Genomic DNA, 17,479 nt, shown 5'->3' on the forward strand with positions numbered 1-17,479 from the left:
CTTCAGTAGCATTTTAAATTTAGTTTCAGTATCAGCGTGAAGGAAAAATCAGGATGAATACTTTGATCGGACATTATATTTCAGGCCGTCATATCACAGAAACTCAACATTCAGGCCCAGTATTTAATCCCTCTACGGGTGAAGAAATTGCGCGTTGTGCTTATGGTGATGCAACAGTGATTGATACTGCGGTGAAAGCCGCCACATCAGCAAATGCAAAAAAATGGGCAAAAGCTTCACATGCTACACGCTTGCAAGTTCTATTTAAATTACGTGAATTAATGATTGCCAAAACGGCTGAATTGGCAGAAATCATTGGTCGTGAACATGGCAAAACCATTGCCGATGCAATCGGTGAAATTGGACGTGCGATTGAAGGAATTGAATTTGCTTGTAATGCCCCACAGATTACTAAGGGTGAATATGCACGTAATGTTGCAGGCGACATCGATGTGTTTTCTGTACGGGTTCCTGTGGGTGTGGTAGGTTGTATTACCCCGTTTAATTTTCCCATCATGATTCCTGCTGTCATGATGGCCATGGCTGTTTCTGTGGGGAATTCAATAGTTTGGAAACCGTCTGAAAAAGTGCCTTCGGCTGCATTATTTTTTGCAGAGTTATGGAAAGAAGCGGGTCTCCCAGACGATGTATTTAATGTTGTACAGGGGGATAAAACAGCAGTCGATGCATTACTTGAACATCCTGAAATCGCGGCTGTGAGCTTTGTGGGTTCTACACAGATTGGTGAATATGTTTACCAAAAAGGCACCTCACATAACAAACGTGTTGCAGCATTTACTGGCGGGAAAAATCACATGGTGGTGATGCCTGATGCCGATCTTGAAGCGGCTGCAAATGCCTTTGTTTCAGCAGGGTTTGGTTCAGCCAGTCAGCGTTGTATGGCGGTATCACTGCTGATTCCCGTAGGTGCTGAAACGGCAGATCACTTACGCCAACGTATCGTAGAAAAAATCAAAGCACTGAAAGTTGGCGCATACAATGATCCGACTGCAGATTTTGGTGCGGTGGTTAGCGCGCAATCGCAACAATCTGTTTTAAAGGCAATTGATCAATGTATCGCAGATGGTGCTGAGTTGGTGGTGGATGGTCGTGATTTTAAACATCCAGAGTATGCCAACGGCTATTATATTGGTCCGACTTTATTTGATTATCTCTCTATGGATATGGATTTTTATCAACAAGAAGTTTTTGGTCCAGCGCGAGGAATTTTACGCGTCAATAGTTTAGATGAGGCAATTGCTGTGACCAATAGCCATGAATATGGCAATGGTTCGGTGATTTTTACCCGTGATGGAAAGTCAGCACACCGCTTCTTTATGGAGGTTGAGTCGGGCATGATTGGTGTTAATGTGCCAGTACCACTCCCAGTGAGTTATTTTAACTTTGGTGGTTTGCGACGTTCAAAATTTGGTGAGTCGCATTTATATGGTCCAGATGCCGCTCGTTTCTATACCAAGTTAAAATCTGTTTCACAAAAATGGCCTGATCCTGAACAACAAGATCAAGCCATTTCTTTGGCATTTAAAATCACCTAATTGATTCCATATCGATGATTAGCCAGCAGATGCTGGCTTTTTTAGCTGTGAGTGAAAGTCAGATATATTGAGTGTTGTGTTCTTTATAATGTTGCGCTATGAATAAACAATTTAGAAACATTGCATAGATCAAGGCCTCAAAGCTGCAAGTCGATTGCACTGTGCAGCTTTGTTCATCCCTTAAATATTATTGGCTTGCTGCAATTCCGATTTTTTTAACATTTAATCGTTGTGCGGCTGCCATCACCATTGCCACATCCTTATATTCAGTCAGTTTATCGGGTTGCACTTTAATCGGATCTTGATCTGATTTCTGTGCAACACCCGCAAATAAAACTTCTAGCGCTTGTTTATTTTCAACAGCTTGATCATTCCAAAAGATTTTACCTTGAGGGTCAATACGTAAGGTGACTGGCTCAGGTGGCTTCTCATCGGTCGGTGGTGGTGCGCCATTGGGCAAGTCAATATTGATCGCATTATTTGGAATTGGAATGGTGATAATAAACATAATCAACAACACCAACATCACATCAATAAGTGGTGTCATATTGACATCTAACATTACATCATCATCGTCTTTATTGGCACCTACATTCATACCCATAAACTGTTCCTTTTTTCGATTATGGTGCGGCAACAGGTGTCGTGACAAACGCGATTTTGCCGATACCTGCTTGCTTAGTAGCACTAATGACTTCATCAATCGCTTCAAATTTTGTCACTTGATCACCACGAATATGTACCTCTGGCTGTGGGCGTTTTGCTGCCTCAGCCTGTAAACGATTGATCAGTGTATTTTTATCTGCGATATACTTTTCGTTCCAAAAAATATCCCCCGCTTTATTGACCGCGATTTGTACATTAATCGGCTTGGTGACATACGGTGTATTTTTTTCCTCAGGCAACTTGACTGGAACCGTGTGAATGGCAACGGGGACAGTGATCAAAAATATAATCAGCAGAACTAGCATAATATCCACCAAAGGTGTGGTGTTAATCGCAGAAATTACATCATCTTCGTCACTGCCTGAATTGACTGTCATGCTCATAATAGATACCTCATTTATTTCGCATCACTACTGTTTTTGATCTCGCCACTGAGTAGAACAGTATGTAAGTCAGAACCAAAAGTACGTACATTATCCAATACTGCTTTATTACGGCGGGTGAGCCAGTTATAACCAAGTACCGCAGGCACGGCTACAGCAAGACCGATTGCGGTCATGATCAGTGCTTCACCGACTGGTCCAGCAACTTTATCAATAGAGGCCTGACCGGAAATGCCAATTGCAGTAAGTGCATGATAGATTCCCCAAACTGTACCGAACAAACCAACGAATGGTGCGGTAGAACCGACGGTTGCAAGAAATGCTAAACCACCACTTAAATGACTTTGAATTTTATCAATTGCACGTTGAATCGACATTGTGACCCAAGTGTTAAAGTCGATACGCTCAAGTAGGTTTCCGCCATGTTTTTTGGTTGAGTTTATGCCTTTTTCAGCAATAAATCGGTAGGCACTTGCTTCGCCTAGTGTTCCCGCAGCGCCGTCAATTGATGCAGCATCCCAAAATTTGGCTTCAACTTCTTTACCTTGACGCTTAATTTTTGCCTGCTGAATAAACTTGGTCACCATGATGTACCACGTTCCAATCGACATCAGGACCAAGATAAATAAGGTTGATTTAGCAACAATATCACCTTCGCGCCATAGTGCTTCTAAACCGTAAGGGTTGTGAACAGCTTGTGTTGTTGCTGGTTTAGGTGGTGGTGTATGTGTTTCACTGGTTGTTGTATTGGTTGCCGTTACAGTCGCAGGCGTTGCAGTGGTTTCTTCTGCAAATACACTAGATACAGGCAGTAGGGTGCTTGCAGTCAAAATCCCAACAGAAGCAAATAGTCGTACAGATTTCAGCGTTTTATTCATCATTTATCTCCAAATTTTTATTTAATTGATTACTGCAATACAAATTCATAAGGTATGTCGTACCAAGAATCTTGAGGTTCACCATTCTTTAACGCAGGTTTAAACGTACATAAGCTATAAGCTTTCGCAGCCGCTTTATCTAAGCTTTTACTCCCACTCGATTTTTTAACTTTGGCCTCTTTAACTTTTCCATCACTACCCACAAATACCGAAATAAGAACTTCACCTTGCTCTTCATTTTGTAAGGCTTCACGCGTGTACCCGGGTTCTTTACAACCCGCTTCTCCACTCGATACACCGCGAGTTTCACCTGCTGGTTTGGGTTTTGCCGGTTCAGTTTTTGCTGTCGTTTCTGGCTTTGGCGTCGGTGTCGGCTCAGGACTTTCTGAGGTTTTTGGCGTTGGTGTAGGTTTAGCCGTCTGCTTTGGTGTTGCTGTCGGTTTTTCCATTGGTTTTTCAGTCGGCTTTGGCTCTGGTGTTTTCAACACTTTCTCCACCAACTTTGGCAGTTCTGGTGGCTTTTCAATGGGTTTTGGTTTTTCTGGTTCAGGTTTTTTGTCCTGAATAATCAGTAATTCAACAGGTTCATCCGCTGGTTTTTCAACTGTCTTGGATAAGCCCGTAATCAAGCCATAGAGAATGATTAGATGCAGTAAGATGACTGCTCCAATCCCGATCAGGCGTTTGGAAGAATTATTTTCTAATTCTGAAAAATTCTTGCCCATTGCTACTCCTGAAATGAGAGACAAACAATAAATAGTAAAAGAGAGACGATAAAAAAATTCTGTTCAATTCTTTTGTTTGGCTAAGTGAATGAATCAATTTCGCAAACACCATGACTTGATTAGGCCTAGACAATGTTTGCGAAATGCCCAATTAGAATTTATAAGTTGCTCTGACGTAATATGCGCGACCAGTTGGGTCTGCATAACTAGAGTCATAACCGTATTGGAAGTTATCAGTCACGTTGGACGCAGGCGGATCTTGGTCAAAGATATTTTTGATCCCACCAGTGAGTTCTAAGTTCTTGAATCCACTATAAGTGCCCGCAAGGTTATACAGGATGTAGTCGCTAACTCGATGGTTATCATATTTGGCTTCACCAATAGAATTTGAGTCTTTATAACCACGGCTAAACTGTTGTTCAAAGATCATTTTCCAGTTGTCGTAACTCCAATTGACATTGGCAACATGTTTCCAGCGGGAATAGACTTGTTGGTTATAATAGCTACCTGCACGACTGATCCATTCACCGCCTTTCTCTTCTTGTTTGTCATATTTAATGACATAGGTCCCATCAATACCAAAACCAAAACGCCCTGTTTTAGTCACAGGCGTAAGATAGTTCAAACTTAAATCAACCCCTTGAGTTTTAATCCCACCCATATTGATCAAAGTGGTACTCACATATTTGATTCGTCCATCTGCATCTCGGACAAATAAGCTTGAATATTTACTTGGGTCAGCAAAAATAATTGAATCGGTAATCGTATCAATCAGATTGTCTACTTTGATGTTGTAATAATCTGCTGTAAATACCAGATTTTTGATTGGCTCAAACACAAGTCCAGCAGTATAAGACGTTGACTCTTCAGCTTTTAAGTCGGGATTTCCACCTTGCATACGTTTAAATTGAACATTACATTCAGTTTGGTATTGAGGTGAAGTTGCAGCACCACCGGGGCAGAGCACAGGGTCATTGTATTTTGAACCTGTAAAGGTCTGGCTTTGAGGTGAGTTGATGTCATATAAGCTAGGTGCACGGAAACCTGTGCTGTATGAGGTACGGAACATTAATTGCTTTAACGGTTCCCAACGTAAAGCAACTTTTGGATTGAAGGTATCGCCAAAATCACTATAGTCATCATAACGTGCTGCAAGCTGCGCTTCTAAATTGGCTAAAATCGGGATATGTAATTCAGTGAATACCGCAGAGATATCTCGATCACCCTTACTCACAGGTTTATCTGGATCTATACCACTACCAGGCACTTGTCTGACGATCTCAGCATTAATTTTTTGATCCCAATTTTGTTTGGTAAAACTACCACCTAAGGCAAATCCAACATCACCCGCGGGTAGTGTATAGATTGGTCGAGATACAGTGACATCAAAAGAGGTTGAGTCTAAGCTGGCTTTATTGGTATCCCCATTGACTTCAAAAGATTTCCAAATATTAGCATCAGCGGAAGGGCCAAATGGATTGAGTGAACCGTCATTTAAAGCAGCTTGAACTTTACTTTGATTGAGGTAACCCGCATTAAAGCTATCGGTTGCTTCACTTTTTGCATAGGTTAAACCTGCATTGATATCCCAACCATAAGCTTCACCCTCAATTCCTGCAAATGCACGATGTGAGTCATTGGTTGTTTTGCCTGAACGGTTACCACCTTGTGAACGCAGATAGAGTTGTAAATCTCCATCGCTGAGTCCAGTCACTGCAGGAACAATGCCTTTGCCAGGATAGTATTGACTTGTCGAGGGTAAAGTGACTGAACGGCTATATACATCAGGCGCAATCGAAGTGGTAACTTCGTTACGTGAGAAGATATATTCTCCAATCAGATTAAATTTATCTGAAAGTTTAAAGGTTCCGCGGCCAAGTGCTGAAATTGTTTCAACTTCTGGGGTAATCCCAATCAGTGCTTGGGTATTGAGATAACATAACCCACCATCGGCAGCGACATTTGGTGTGTTATTACAATTTGTATTGCCGTATGGATTTGCCAAAATATTGTTTTTGGGATCAAAAATATTTGCTGGGAAGGCATTTGCTGAGCTGGCATCTAAACCGAGTTCAGGAATTACACCACCACGGCGACTGATCTTGCGGTCTTTTGCCATGATATTGTTGGTTCTACGATAATCGACTACACCATAAACATTAAAGCCTTGTTCATCCAGATTGCCATAGCCCCCAAAGATGGAAATATCTTGTTTATCACCACCACTGGCTTCGGGCTGAGTTGCCCCCACACTGATGTTGAGACCTTCAAAAGATTTTTTGGTTATAAAATTGACCACACCACCAATTGCATCGGCGCCATAAACCGCAGATGCACCGTCACGGAGAACTTCGATACGTTCAACCATTGCCATTGGAATAATATTAAGGTTGGTGGTTGATGTACTAAACGGGCTATAAGCCAGACGACGACCATTCAATAAGACCAAAGTTTTATCTGTGCCTAATCCACGTAAATTGGCTGATGAACCCTCGGTATTACTTGCACCCACATTTTGAGAGGTAGAAAAACCAGCTTGGTTGGAACTGACTTTGGTCAGTGCTTCTTCGACAGTGGTTACCCCTTGTTTGGCTAGATCTTCACCTTTAATAATCGTAATGGGGGAAGCACTTTGAGCTGCAACCCCTTTAATTGAAGACCCTGTAACGGTGACTTTGGCTACTTTTATTGGCTGTGTTGTTTCTTCAGTTTCTGCTGCATGCGCTAGCGATAGGCACATCATACTTAGACTAAGCGTACTTAATTTTAGTAACGTTTTCCCCATCGTTGGCGATCCCAAAGTGCAAACATTTTTGTTTACTTTCATATTTTCAGACATCCATTTTTTTTTGTACTTAGCGATATTGCTGCATTGCTTTCTAGCAATTCAAGTGCCAACTATCTAATTATATGTTTTAAAAATATACAAAAAAATGATAAGAATTTACGTGACTAGTGTTTAATCTCCTTATTCATCCGTGACTTGATAGTAGAAAAATAAGTTTGGAAGTCGCTCTGATTAATGTTAATACAATATGAAGGTGTGATTAAAAAATACTCAAAAGACTTTAGTTTTTCTTTATATTTGGTTGTTAATTAAAGTGTTTAACTATATTTAATGAGTGGTATAACTATTAATTATGGCTTTATTTTTGCTATTAATTATTTTAAATCAAAAGATTAAATGAATATTTATAGTGTTTGATATAATAAGTGATCAATTTTGGAACGTGTGTGTACTTAAATTGTGCATTATGAGTAGTTCTGATAAATGATATCTGAATTTAATATTTAGATTGGTGCTGAAGATGACGATAGGATGTCAGTCACAGATAATCATTGAATAAATGTGATTTTATTACGGTAAAAATAAACAAAATTTAGAAGGGGTAAGCGTAATGGCATGATATTCGCTTTGTATTTAATACTGTTATATCGTTCAATTTTTCACTATTGTTAATTTAACGTTCTGGTTCGGCACCAAAGCAGCAATCGACAGGATGATGGTGCTGCCAGTATTCTGTTTAAATAATTTGATGAATAAAAATACATAGGTGTGAATTTGGAATCCAAGCTTTTACAATTTGCATTGTTGGTCGGTGCAATGGGTTGTGGGGAAATGGCGATTGCGAAAACGCCGGCACAACCGAATAAAATCCTGAATTTGGCTTTTGAAGCACCAGATGATGGTTTTGATATGGTGAAAACCTATAATTTCTACAGTGGAAATATTGCAGAGGCGATATTTGAACCCTTACTCAAATATGATTATCTGGCTCGTCCCGTGGTATTGGTGCCCAATACGGCACAAGCATTGCCAAAAATAGAACAAGAGGGCAAGGTCTATACTTTTAAAATACAACCCGGTATTTATTTTACCGATGATCCGGCGTTCAAAGGCAAACGACGTGAGCTGACTGCCCAAGATTATATTTATTCGATTCAACGTGTGAGTGATCCGAAAAACCATTCGCCTACCTATTCTTTTATTGATGGCAAAATCCAAGGCTTAGAGCAAGTGGTTGTCAATGCGAAAAAGACAGGCAAGTTTAATTATGATGCGCCCATTTCAGGGCTTAAAGCTTTAGACAAATACACCCTACAATTTACCTTAACCCGTGCAGATTATAATTTTCCTTATATTTTGGCCTATGTCACTTTTAGCGGAACAGCGCGTGAAGTTGTTGAGTTTTATGGTGATCGTATCGGGCAGCATCCTGTAGGTACAGGCGCTTATCAACTGAGTAAATACGTACCACGCAGTAAAATTGAGCTGGTGGCAAACCCTGACTATCGTGGCTTTATTTGGAATTATAAATCGACAGGTACGGCATGGGATAACCAACTTGTCAAAGAGATGTCGGGTAAAAAAATGCCCCAAGTCGGTAAGGTTGTCGTGAGTATTATTGAGGAAGAACAGTCAAGGTGGTTGGCATTTAAGTCAGGTCAATTGGATTTTGACAAATTAACTTCAAATGCGGTTCCACAGGCTTTAAACGGCACACAATTAAAACCAGAACTTAAACAGCAGGGCATTCAGCATTTTCCCAATAAAGACCCTGAAATCACCTATACCATGTTCAATATGAAAGATCCGATTGTGGGGGGGTATAGTCTAGATAAAATAGCGCTACGCCGTGCCATTACCTTGGCATATAACCAACAAGAAGCGATTAAGCAACTTTATAAAGGTCAAGCGGTTAGAGCTGAAATGTTGGTACCAGATGGGGTGCAAGGGCACAATGCTCAATATCGAAGTAGTGTTGCCTATAACCCGTTATTGGCCAATAAATTACTGGATCGATTTGGTTATAAGAAAGGTAAAGATGGTTATCGAACTTTACCCAACGGGCAGCCATTTACCCTGAAATATAATACTGAAAATAGCTCAAGCTCAGTCATTCATTCTGAGTTATGGAAGAAAAACTTAGATGCTATTGGGGTGCGTGTTGAATTTAAGGTCAGTAATTTTGCCGATAATTTAAAAGAAGCCATGCAGTGTAAACACATGATTTGGGGTGGGGCATGGATTGCTGATTTTCCTGAAGGAGAAAATTTTGCTCAGTTGCTTTATGGTCCAAACTCAGGCAAAGGAAATTTAAGTTGCTATCAATCCAAAGCTTATGATGCACTGTATCAGCAAGCGTTAACTTTACCGCCACAACAACGAACGCCATTTTATGAAAAAATCAGTCGGCAGATAGAGGCAGATAACCCTTGGATTATTCATAGTACCCGTATTCGCAATTGGCTGTTGCAACCACAAGTTCAAGGCTATAAAGCACATCCAATGATCAATACCGTTTGGCAATACCTTGATGTTCAGCCAGTTAAAAAATAACCAGATGAAGTTGAATAAAATGATGAAGGATGATTTAAAGCAAAAGTTAAAGCAGATTGGGGTCAGTGCATTCTTGGGCGGCATGCTCATGACAGGCACGATGAGTGTATTTGCCAAAAGCCCAGCGGATCCAAATAAAGTTTTACGTTATGTTTTCCCCGTTGCAGAAACGGGTTTTGATCCAGCAGGCACCCAAGATCTTTATTCTGCACATGTGCATAATTCAATATTTGAAGGCTTATATACCTACGATTATTTAGCAACACCGGCCAAATTAGTACCCCGTACCGCGGTGAGCTTGCCTGAAGTCAGTGCTGATGGTTTAACCTATACTTTTAAAATTCAAAAAGGAATTTATTTTGCCAAAGATCCTGTATTTAAAGGCAAAGCCCGTGAATTAACCGCGCAAGACTATGTTTATTCTTATAAACGGTTGTTAGACCCAAGTTTGCATTCGCCCAATAGTTGGTTGTTTGATGACAAAATTCTAGGCATGGACAAAGTGCTCGAGCAAGCTAAAAAAACAGGCAAGTTTAATTACGATCTACCTGTTGCAGGGCTTCAGGCCACAGATCGTTATACCTTGGTGATTAAACTGAAACAAGTTGATCAAAACTTCCCAATGCTGTTGGCACATCAACCAGCTGGCGCAGTTGCACGAGAAGTGATTGAACACTATCGAGATCGGTCTGGTTTTGCCATGGCCCATCCTGTCGGAACAGGTCCCTATGTCTTGGCAAAATGGACACCTGGCTCACGGATTATCCTGAAAGCCAATCCAGATTATCGTGGTTATGTTTGGGATTTCAAAGCATCCACGCCAGAAGATCAAAAAATTGTCGATGCGATGAAAGGCAAAAAAATGCCGCAAATCGGTATGGTCGATATTCAAGTGATGGAAGAATCACAATCACGCTGGTTATCATTTAGTAAAGATGAAACTGATTTATTTGTGTTAGATGGTGATCTCAGTGTTCAAGCCATCCAAGACGGTCAGCTTAAACCCGAACTTGCCAAAAAAGGTATTCAACTTTCCCGTATTGCCGATCCTTCAATTGATTATTATTACTGGAATATGCAAAACCCTGTTGTTGGTGGCTTAAGTAAAGAAAAAATTGCTTTACGACGTGCCATGGCCATGGCCTTTTCACCCGATAATCAAATTAAGATTTTGATGAAGGGTGATGCACAGCGCTTACAATACCCCATTCCTTATGGGGTGATTGGGCATGATCCAAATTATAAAACCAGTATTCCTTATTCCGTCAAAGCGGCCAATTTACTGTTAGATCGTTATCACTATAAGGTTGCTGCCGATGGCTGGCGTACCTTGCCGAATGGCAAACCCTTGCTGATCGAATTAACTGTTTATGGAAATAGTACACGTAGTCAGCAAAGTGCTGAATTTTGGAAAAAGACTTTAGACAATATCAAGGTCAAAATGACCACCAAATCCTTGCCTTTTGCGGAAGGTTTAAAAGCTGAAAAACAATGTAAAACCATGTTTAAGGGATCAGCTTGGATTGCAGATTATCCCGATGCAGATAACTTTATGCAGCTGTTTTATGGAAAGAATATCCATGCAACCAATAGTGCATGTATGAAAATTCCTGAATATGATCGCTTATATGAACAAACCCAAAAATTGAAACCGGGTCCTGAGCGTGATGCTTTATATCATAAGATGGCGCGAATATTAGAAGTGTATATGCCGGTACAAATGGCATCGACGCGTTATCGCAATGCTTTGGCGCAACCGCGTGTCATCGGCTTTAAAAAGCATCCGATTATTCCATCGGAATGGATGTATTTTGATATGAAAAAATAATCTCTATCAAAAGCTTAAAAATAAACAGATTGAAATTTGAAAATGAATAAATGAAAGATTGGAGAAAATGAAAATGAAGCGATTTAAATTAACCACACTCTGTATGTTGTCCATGGGTATGGGGCAATGGGCCTTTGCAGAAACCGAACGCAGTACTTTACCCAAGTTTCAGGCCAAAGATATCCCTGCCCAATGTGATGCAAAAATTGCAGACGTTAAAACCAAGTTGGCTGAATTTGCCAAAGTTAAACTCAAAAATAATGCACCTGCTGGAGCAGTATTGGCAAAGTGGGATCAAATTTTTGCAGAGTTTGAAGATTTTTATGGGCCAATTAATTTAGCCAGTAATGTTGACCCAAGCGCAGATTTACGTAAAGCCGCAGAAGATTGTGAAGTTAAAATCAGTCAGTTTCAAACTGAAGTGTATCAAGATGGAAAGCTTTATCAGCAAATTAAAAAAACCAAAGCCAGTGATGAGATTGACCGTAAATATCGCCAAGATATTTTAGATGGTTTTGAAGATACAGGGGTACAACTGCCCGCAGAAAAACAAGCACGTTTAAAAGTGATTTTAGATGAATTGACCAAGATTCAACAAGAATATGCCCGCAACATTCGAGACAATCCTGAAAAATTAGAATTTACCCCAGCCGAATTAAAAGGCTTACCAGAAAGCTATATTGCCAATCTAAAGAAAAATGAAAAAGGCAATTACCTGTTGGGTTTTGACTACCCAGAATACCGTCCTTTTATGGAATTGGCAGACAATGATGATGCGCGTAAACGTTATCAAATTGCTTATACCCGCCGTGGTACTGAAAAGAATTTAGTGTTGCTTAAACAAGCGATTGATTTACGGCATGAACTTGCACAATTATTTGGTAAAGCCAGTTATGCCGATTGGGCATTGAAAAATCGTATGGCCAAGAATCCTGAAACGGTCAATAAATTCCTCAATGAGGTACATAGTACGGTTGCGCCATTAGAGAAAAAAGAAGTGCAAACACTGCGAGAATTTAAAGCCAAGACCTTAAATATCCCAGTGGAAAAAGCGGAAATTAACCGTTGGAGTGAGGGCTATTGGAGCGAAAAATTACGTCAAGAAAAGTACAAAATTGACCAAGAAAAAATGCGTGAATATTTCCCGACTCAAGCATCACAAGATTGGTTGTTTGCAATTTCATCAAATCTATACGGGATTGAATTTAAGCCTGCCAAGGTTGATGTCTGGCAAGATGAAGTTGAATATTACGATGTCACAGATCGGAAAACAGGTCAGCTTTTAGGTGGTTTATATATCGATAAATTTCCACGTGAAGGAAAGTATGGTCATGCAGCGGTGTGGGGGGTTAAGGGTGGCAGTACCCTGACCCAGCGTAAACCGATCTCAGCCTTAGTCACCAACTTTAACCGTAAAGGTTTAAACAGTGATGAACTGGAAACTTTTGTGCATGAGTTTGGACATGCCTTACATGGAATTTTGTCAAACACCCGTTATGCCTCGCAATCTGGTACCTCTGTCGAGCGAGATTTTGTTGAAGCACCGTCACAAATGTATGAAGAATGGGCACGCCGTAAAGAAACGCTGTCGACCTTAGCCGATTATTGCAAACCAGCCTGTCCACGTGTCGATGATGAATTGATTGGTAAATTAAAAGCCGTTAAAAACTATGGTCGTGGCTTGTTCTATTCTCGTCAAACCTTATACGCACAATACGATATGGCACTGCATACCGCAGATGCTTTAAAAACTCAGCCTTTAGACGTATGGAAAAAACTCGAAAACCAAACCGCCTTAGGGTATGTACCAACCACAGAATTCCCAGGGCAATTTGGTCATATTATGGGTGGATATCAAGTCGGCTATTATGGCTATATGTGGTCTGAAGTGATGGCCTTAGACATGCTTTCTGCTTTTGGCGATAACTTAAATAATCCAGAGGTTGGAGCACGTTATCGTAAAGCGATTTTGTCACAAGGTGGCCAAAAGAAAGCAGAGCAGCTGGTGGTTGATTTCTTGGGCAGAGAACCGGATAACAAGGCATTCTTTCAAGAAATTACCGGTCAACGTGATTAAAAGGAATTAGAACTATGCTGGCATATATCACGCGCCGTATATGGCAAATGATTCCGACCATGTTGGGAGTCGTGTTGCTGATTTTCTTTCTATTTAACTGGGTTGGCGGAGATCCTGCTTATATCCTTGCTGGAAAAATGGCAAACCCTGAACAGATTGAAAATATTCGTCAGCAACTTGGGGTAGATCAACCATATTACGTTCAATTGTGGATTTTTATTAAGCAAATCCTGACTTTTGATTATGGCAATAGCTGGAGTACGGGGGAATCAGTTTCAAACATTATCCTGACTCGTTTAGGTCCATCACTGACCATCATTATTCCTCTGACAATTTTACAAACTGTAATTTCAATAATTCTGGCTTTGGCTGTTGCATCGGTACGTGGTTCGTTGACGGATCGTATGGTGATGTTGTTATGTACCATTGGGATGTCGATCAGTATTTTGGTGTATATCATCGTATTTCAGTACGGTCTTGCCTATAAGCAGGGATGGTTTCCGGTACAAGGTTGGAGCGATAGTCTCAGTGAAAATCTATTGCAATACGCACTATTGCCAATCTTAATCATGTTGGTGGTGAGTATTGCACCGACTTTACGTCTATACCGTAGCTTTGTCTTGGATGAAGTCAATCAGGACTATGTCCGTACTGCACGGGCAAAAGGGGTCGGTGAGGGACGTATCTTAGGTGTACATGTACTGCGTAATGCATCTATTCCGATTATTACTGACGTGATGTCGAGCCTGCCAGCGTTGTTGATTGGGGCATTTTTAATTGAGCGATTTTTTGGTATTCCGGGGATTGGGCGAGAAGTCATTATTGCAGTAGAACGAAGCGACTTTCCAGTGATTAAAGCTATCACGGTCTATGTTGCCGCTGCGACCATGATTTTTAACCTGATCGCCGATTTGATTTATAAAGTGGTTGATCCACGCGTACAGTTGAAGTAGGTGGGATGATGCTCGGAATTTTATCGAAAAAAGTAGACGCCCAAGAACAACAGACTTCTCCCGGTTTATGGCGATTGGCGATGCGACGTTTAAAAGCAGATCGTATCGCTATGCTGTCGCTATTGGTGTTGCTGTGTTATTTCATCATATTGGTACTCTCCATGACGGGTGTGATTGCATCAAATTGGAATAAAGAAGTAGCCGTGAGTTATGCACCACCTACATTTATCGGGGCAGATCAAAACACGCAAGATTCTGCAAAGAAAGCCGCAACTGTAGAGGCCTTACCTGAAAATCCTGTTGATCCTTTAAAAGATGTGATCAAGGAGTTAAATACTGAAATTGCAACAGAACAAGCTTCAGGTGGCGCGATTGACTACTACGGTATTCAAGATCCGCTTGCAGAAGATATGAAAGCCATTGATCAGCAATTGGGTGGGCACTTACTTGATCAGCAAAGTGAACTCAAACAAACCTTGCCTTTCGGTGCAGATAAATGGGGACAGGATGTCGTACTCAAAACCATTAAAGGCGCAGAAACCTCAATTATTGTGGGCTTAATCTCGGCATTGCTGGCCGTGGTAATCGGCACATTCTTAGGGGCAATTGCTGGTTACTTTGGTGGTTGGGTCGATGATGTTCTAAACTGGTTTTATAACATTTTTACCTCGATACCTTATCTATTGTTGGTATTGGCGATTGCCGCTGTATTGCAACAAAAAGGCATTCTTTCCATTGTTTTAATTCTTGGATTAACAGGTTGGACTGGGGTATTTCGTTTAATTCGTGCTGAATATATGAAACATAATTCACGCGAGTATGTACTGGCAGCCAAAGCAATTGGTGTCAGTAATACCCGACGGATGTTTGTGCATATTTTTCCTAATGTAAGTCATATTGCTTTGGTTCAGATGTCGATCTTGGTGGTTGCATTTATTAAGTCTGAAGTGATTTTAAGCTTCTTGGGCTTTGGTGTACCTGTGGGGGTGGTGTCATGGGGCAGTATGTTGAATGAAGCGCAAAGTGAGCTGATTTTAGGTAAATGGTGGCAATTGGTGGCAGCCTCAGTAGCCATGGCCGTACTTGTGACCGCATTTTCAATGTTTACAGATGCATTGCGTGATGCATTAGACCCTAAACTAAAATAAGGAGCTTAAAGATGTCAGAACAACAAGCGACACCTCCTGTGCTACTCAGTGTTGAAAATCTGAGTGTGAGTTTTAAGGGTGAAAATAAGCAATTTATTGAAACCGTAAAAGGTATTTCATTTCAGATTCCTGCCAATACCACCGTGGCCTTGGTTGGGGAATCTGGCAGTGGCAAATCAGTAACTTCATTGGCAACCATGGGTTTATTACCCAAAGGTCAATCTCGTATTGCTGAAAACAGTAAAATTATTTTTGAAGGCAAAGACTTACTCAGTTTAAGCAGTAAACAAATGCGTGCAATGTGTGGTAAAGACATTGCTATGATTTTTCAGGAACCGATGTCATCACTTAATCCTGTGTTTACAGTGGGTGATCAAATTGCTGAAATTATGCGTATTCATTTAAATATGGGGCGTAAACAAGCACGACAACGTACTTTAGAATTGCTCACTGAAGTTGGGATTCCATCCCCTGAAAGCAAGATTGATGCTTACCCCAGTCAACTGTCTGGTGGTCAACAGCAACGGGTCATGATTGCCATGGCAATCGCCTGTGAACCGAAATTACTGATTGCCGATGAACCGACTACTGCATTAGATGTCACCATCCAAAAACAAATATTAGATTTGTTGGAGACTTTACGTAAGCGCCGTCAAATGTCGATGTTGTTTATTACCCATGACTTGGCATTGGTGAGTGAAATTGCCGATGAAGTGATTGTGATGCGTCATGGTGAAATTCGTGAACAAGGTTTAGCAAAAGCTGTTTTAGAACAGCCACAAGATGCCTATACCAAAGCGTTATTATTATGCCGTCCGCAACTTTCGTATCGTCCATATCGCTTACCGGTCATTAGTGATTTTATGCAAGCTCAAGACGCACCTGTGACTGAGGCAGTGAGTTTGCCTAAGGTGGATTTTGCGGAGCGTAAGCGCGGCCTTGTTGGCGGTGAAGAAATTATTTTAGAGGTACGTGATTTAAAAAAATCATTTTTTAGCCGTAAAGGATTGTTTGGCAAAGATGAATTTCAGGCAGTCAAAGGGGCATCTTTCCAACTGGCGAAAGGTAAAACTTTGGGGCTCGTTGGGGAGTCTGGCTCAGGTAAAACCACCATTGGCTTATTGTTGATGCGTTTGCAACAAGCTTCTGGCGGTCAAGCTTTATTTCAAGGTAAAGATATTTTGGCAATGTCTGAAAAAGAGTTTGCCCAGTATCAACGTAAGATTCAGATTATCTTTCAGAATCCTTATGCCTCACTTAATCCACGTTTTACCGTGGGGCAAATTTTGATGGAGCCGATGCAAGTTCATAAAATTGGTGCAAATGATACTGAATGTAAAAAGATGGCTTTGGAATTACTGGAAAGAGTGAGCTTACCTGAACAAGCCTTTGATCGTTATCCACATGAGTTTTCTGGGGGGCAACGCCAACGTATTGCAATCGCACGCTGTTTAACTTTAAAACCTGAAATTTTAATCTGTGATGAATCAGTCTCGGCACTTGATGTATCGGTTCAAGCACAAGTCTTAAACTTGCTTCAAGATCTGCAAGATGAATTTGGCTTAAGTTATATTTTTATCTCACATGATTTGTCTGTGGTGAAATATATTTCGGATCAAATTATGGTGATGAACCATGGTGATATTGTTGAAATCGCCAATTCGGATGAGTTATATCAATCACCACAACATGACTATACCAAACGCTTACTGAGTTCAATTCCACAAGGAACCAGACAGGTGATTTAGATTTTTGCTATGTGAGAGCTGCTGGATTCAGTTGCTGTCAGTCCGTTAAGGATTTCAAATCTTGCTCTTTGCGAAGTTGATACTTCTCACCTTTGAAAAAGGAGGGGGTTTACTAAAGTTAATTAATTTAGTCTCAGCTAGCTCTCCCTTTTTTCAAAGTGGGAGAGCTACTGTTG

At 40.8% G+C, this 17,479-nt stretch carries 12 protein-coding genes; 7 read left to right on the forward strand and 5 right to left on the reverse strand.

The annotated features are described in order from the left end of the window. Window positions 1-53: 53 nt before the first annotated feature. Window positions 54-1,556 (forward strand): CoA-acylating methylmalonate-semialdehyde dehydrogenase, encoded by a 1,503-nt coding sequence (locus tag ACZ5QH_RS03770; protein WP_464016770.1) that lies wholly within the window; start codon window positions 54-56, stop codon window positions 1,554-1,556. 187 nt (window positions 1,557-1,743) lie between these two features. Here the strand turns inward: ACZ5QH_RS03770 and ACZ5QH_RS03775 are convergent, their stop codons facing one another. The 5 genes from ACZ5QH_RS03775 to ACZ5QH_RS03795 form a co-directional block, all read right to left on the reverse strand. Then, entirely contained in the window at window positions 1,744-2,160 is a 417-nt protein-coding gene (locus tag ACZ5QH_RS03775) for an ExbD/TolR family protein (protein ID WP_034610075.1), read from the reverse strand. Between the two features lie 19 nt (window positions 2,161-2,179). Beyond that, window positions 2,180-2,605 (reverse strand): ExbD/TolR family protein, encoded by a 426-nt coding sequence (locus ACZ5QH_RS03780; RefSeq protein ID WP_034610077.1) that lies wholly within the window; start codon window positions 2,603-2,605, stop codon window positions 2,180-2,182. 14 nt (window positions 2,606-2,619) lie between these two features. Next, window positions 2,620-3,486, reverse strand: a complete 867-nt coding sequence (locus ACZ5QH_RS03785; protein WP_303576784.1) for a MotA/TolQ/ExbB proton channel family protein — start codon at window positions 3,484-3,486, stop codon at window positions 2,620-2,622. A 26-nt stretch (window positions 3,487-3,512) separates the two neighbouring features. After that, a complete protein-coding gene (locus tag ACZ5QH_RS03790; protein WP_303576785.1) occupies window positions 3,513-4,208 on the reverse strand; it encodes a TonB family protein in 696 nt (231 codons plus the stop codon). Between the two features lie 151 nt (window positions 4,209-4,359). Further along, window positions 4,360-7,035: a TonB-dependent receptor gene (locus ACZ5QH_RS03795; protein WP_303576786.1), complete on the reverse strand. Its 2,676-nt coding sequence runs from the start codon at window positions 7,033-7,035 to the stop codon at window positions 4,360-4,362. A gap of 723 nt (window positions 7,036-7,758) precedes the next feature. Between ACZ5QH_RS03795 and ACZ5QH_RS03800 the strand changes: the two genes are divergently transcribed. The 6 genes from ACZ5QH_RS03800 (at window position 7,759) to ACZ5QH_RS03825 (ending at window position 17,303) form a co-directional block, all read left to right on the forward strand. Then, complete coding sequence (locus tag ACZ5QH_RS03800; RefSeq protein ID WP_419761922.1) at window positions 7,759-9,549, forward strand: ABC transporter substrate-binding protein; 1,791 nt, start codon at window positions 7,759-7,761, stop codon at window positions 9,547-9,549. Window positions 9,550-9,568: 19 nt separating this feature from the next. Next, a complete protein-coding gene (locus ACZ5QH_RS03805; RefSeq protein ID WP_419761921.1) occupies window positions 9,569-11,377 on the forward strand; it encodes an ABC transporter substrate-binding protein in 1,809 nt (602 codons plus the stop codon). Between the two features lie 67 nt (window positions 11,378-11,444). Then, window positions 11,445-13,454 (forward strand): M3 family metallopeptidase, encoded by a 2,010-nt coding sequence (locus ACZ5QH_RS03810; RefSeq protein WP_303576788.1) that lies wholly within the window; start codon window positions 11,445-11,447, stop codon window positions 13,452-13,454. A 14-nt stretch (window positions 13,455-13,468) separates the two neighbouring features. Next, window positions 13,469-14,407: an ABC transporter permease gene (locus ACZ5QH_RS03815; protein WP_303576789.1), complete on the forward strand. Its 939-nt coding sequence runs from the start codon at window positions 13,469-13,471 to the stop codon at window positions 14,405-14,407. Between the two features lie 8 nt (window positions 14,408-14,415). After that, window positions 14,416-15,555, forward strand: coding sequence for an ABC transporter permease (locus tag ACZ5QH_RS03820; RefSeq protein ID WP_056515294.1), 1,140 nt, complete (start codon window positions 14,416-14,418; stop codon window positions 15,553-15,555). Between the two features lie 11 nt (window positions 15,556-15,566). Further along, window positions 15,567-17,303 (forward strand): ABC transporter ATP-binding protein, encoded by a 1,737-nt coding sequence (locus ACZ5QH_RS03825; RefSeq protein ID WP_303576790.1) that lies wholly within the window; start codon window positions 15,567-15,569, stop codon window positions 17,301-17,303. The last annotated feature ends 176 nt before the right edge of the window (window positions 17,304-17,479 follow it).

Source organism: Acinetobacter sp. Ac8 (genome assembly GCF_055392545.1).

Coding starts and splice junctions, on each gene's coding strand:
- ACZ5QH_RS03770 (WP_464016770.1), top strand. CDS start 54: ATGAATACTTTGATCGGACATTATATTTCAGGCCGTCATATCACAGAA.
- ACZ5QH_RS03775 (WP_034610075.1), bottom strand. CDS start 2,160: ATGGGTATGAATGTAGGTGCCAATAAAGACGATGATGATGTAATGTTA.
- ACZ5QH_RS03795 (WP_303576786.1), bottom strand. CDS start 7,035: ATGAAAGTAAACAAAAATGTTTGCACTTTGGGATCGCCAACGATGGGG.
- ACZ5QH_RS03805 (WP_419761921.1), top strand. CDS start 9,569: ATGATGAAGGATGATTTAAAGCAAAAGTTAAAGCAGATTGGGGTCAGT.
- ACZ5QH_RS03785 (WP_303576784.1), bottom strand. CDS start 3,486: ATGATGAATAAAACGCTGAAATCTGTACGACTATTTGCTTCTGTTGGG.
- ACZ5QH_RS03790 (WP_303576785.1), bottom strand. CDS start 4,208: ATGGGCAAGAATTTTTCAGAATTAGAAAATAATTCTTCCAAACGCCTG.
- ACZ5QH_RS03825 (WP_303576790.1), top strand. CDS start 15,567: ATGTCAGAACAACAAGCGACACCTCCTGTGCTACTCAGTGTTGAAAAT.
- ACZ5QH_RS03820 (WP_056515294.1), top strand. CDS start 14,416: ATGCTCGGAATTTTATCGAAAAAAGTAGACGCCCAAGAACAACAGACT.
- ACZ5QH_RS03815 (WP_303576789.1), top strand. CDS start 13,469: ATGCTGGCATATATCACGCGCCGTATATGGCAAATGATTCCGACCATG.
- ACZ5QH_RS03780 (WP_034610077.1), bottom strand. CDS start 2,605: ATGAGCATGACAGTCAATTCAGGCAGTGACGAAGATGATGTAATTTCT.
- ACZ5QH_RS03810 (WP_303576788.1), top strand. CDS start 11,445: ATGAAAATGAAGCGATTTAAATTAACCACACTCTGTATGTTGTCCATG.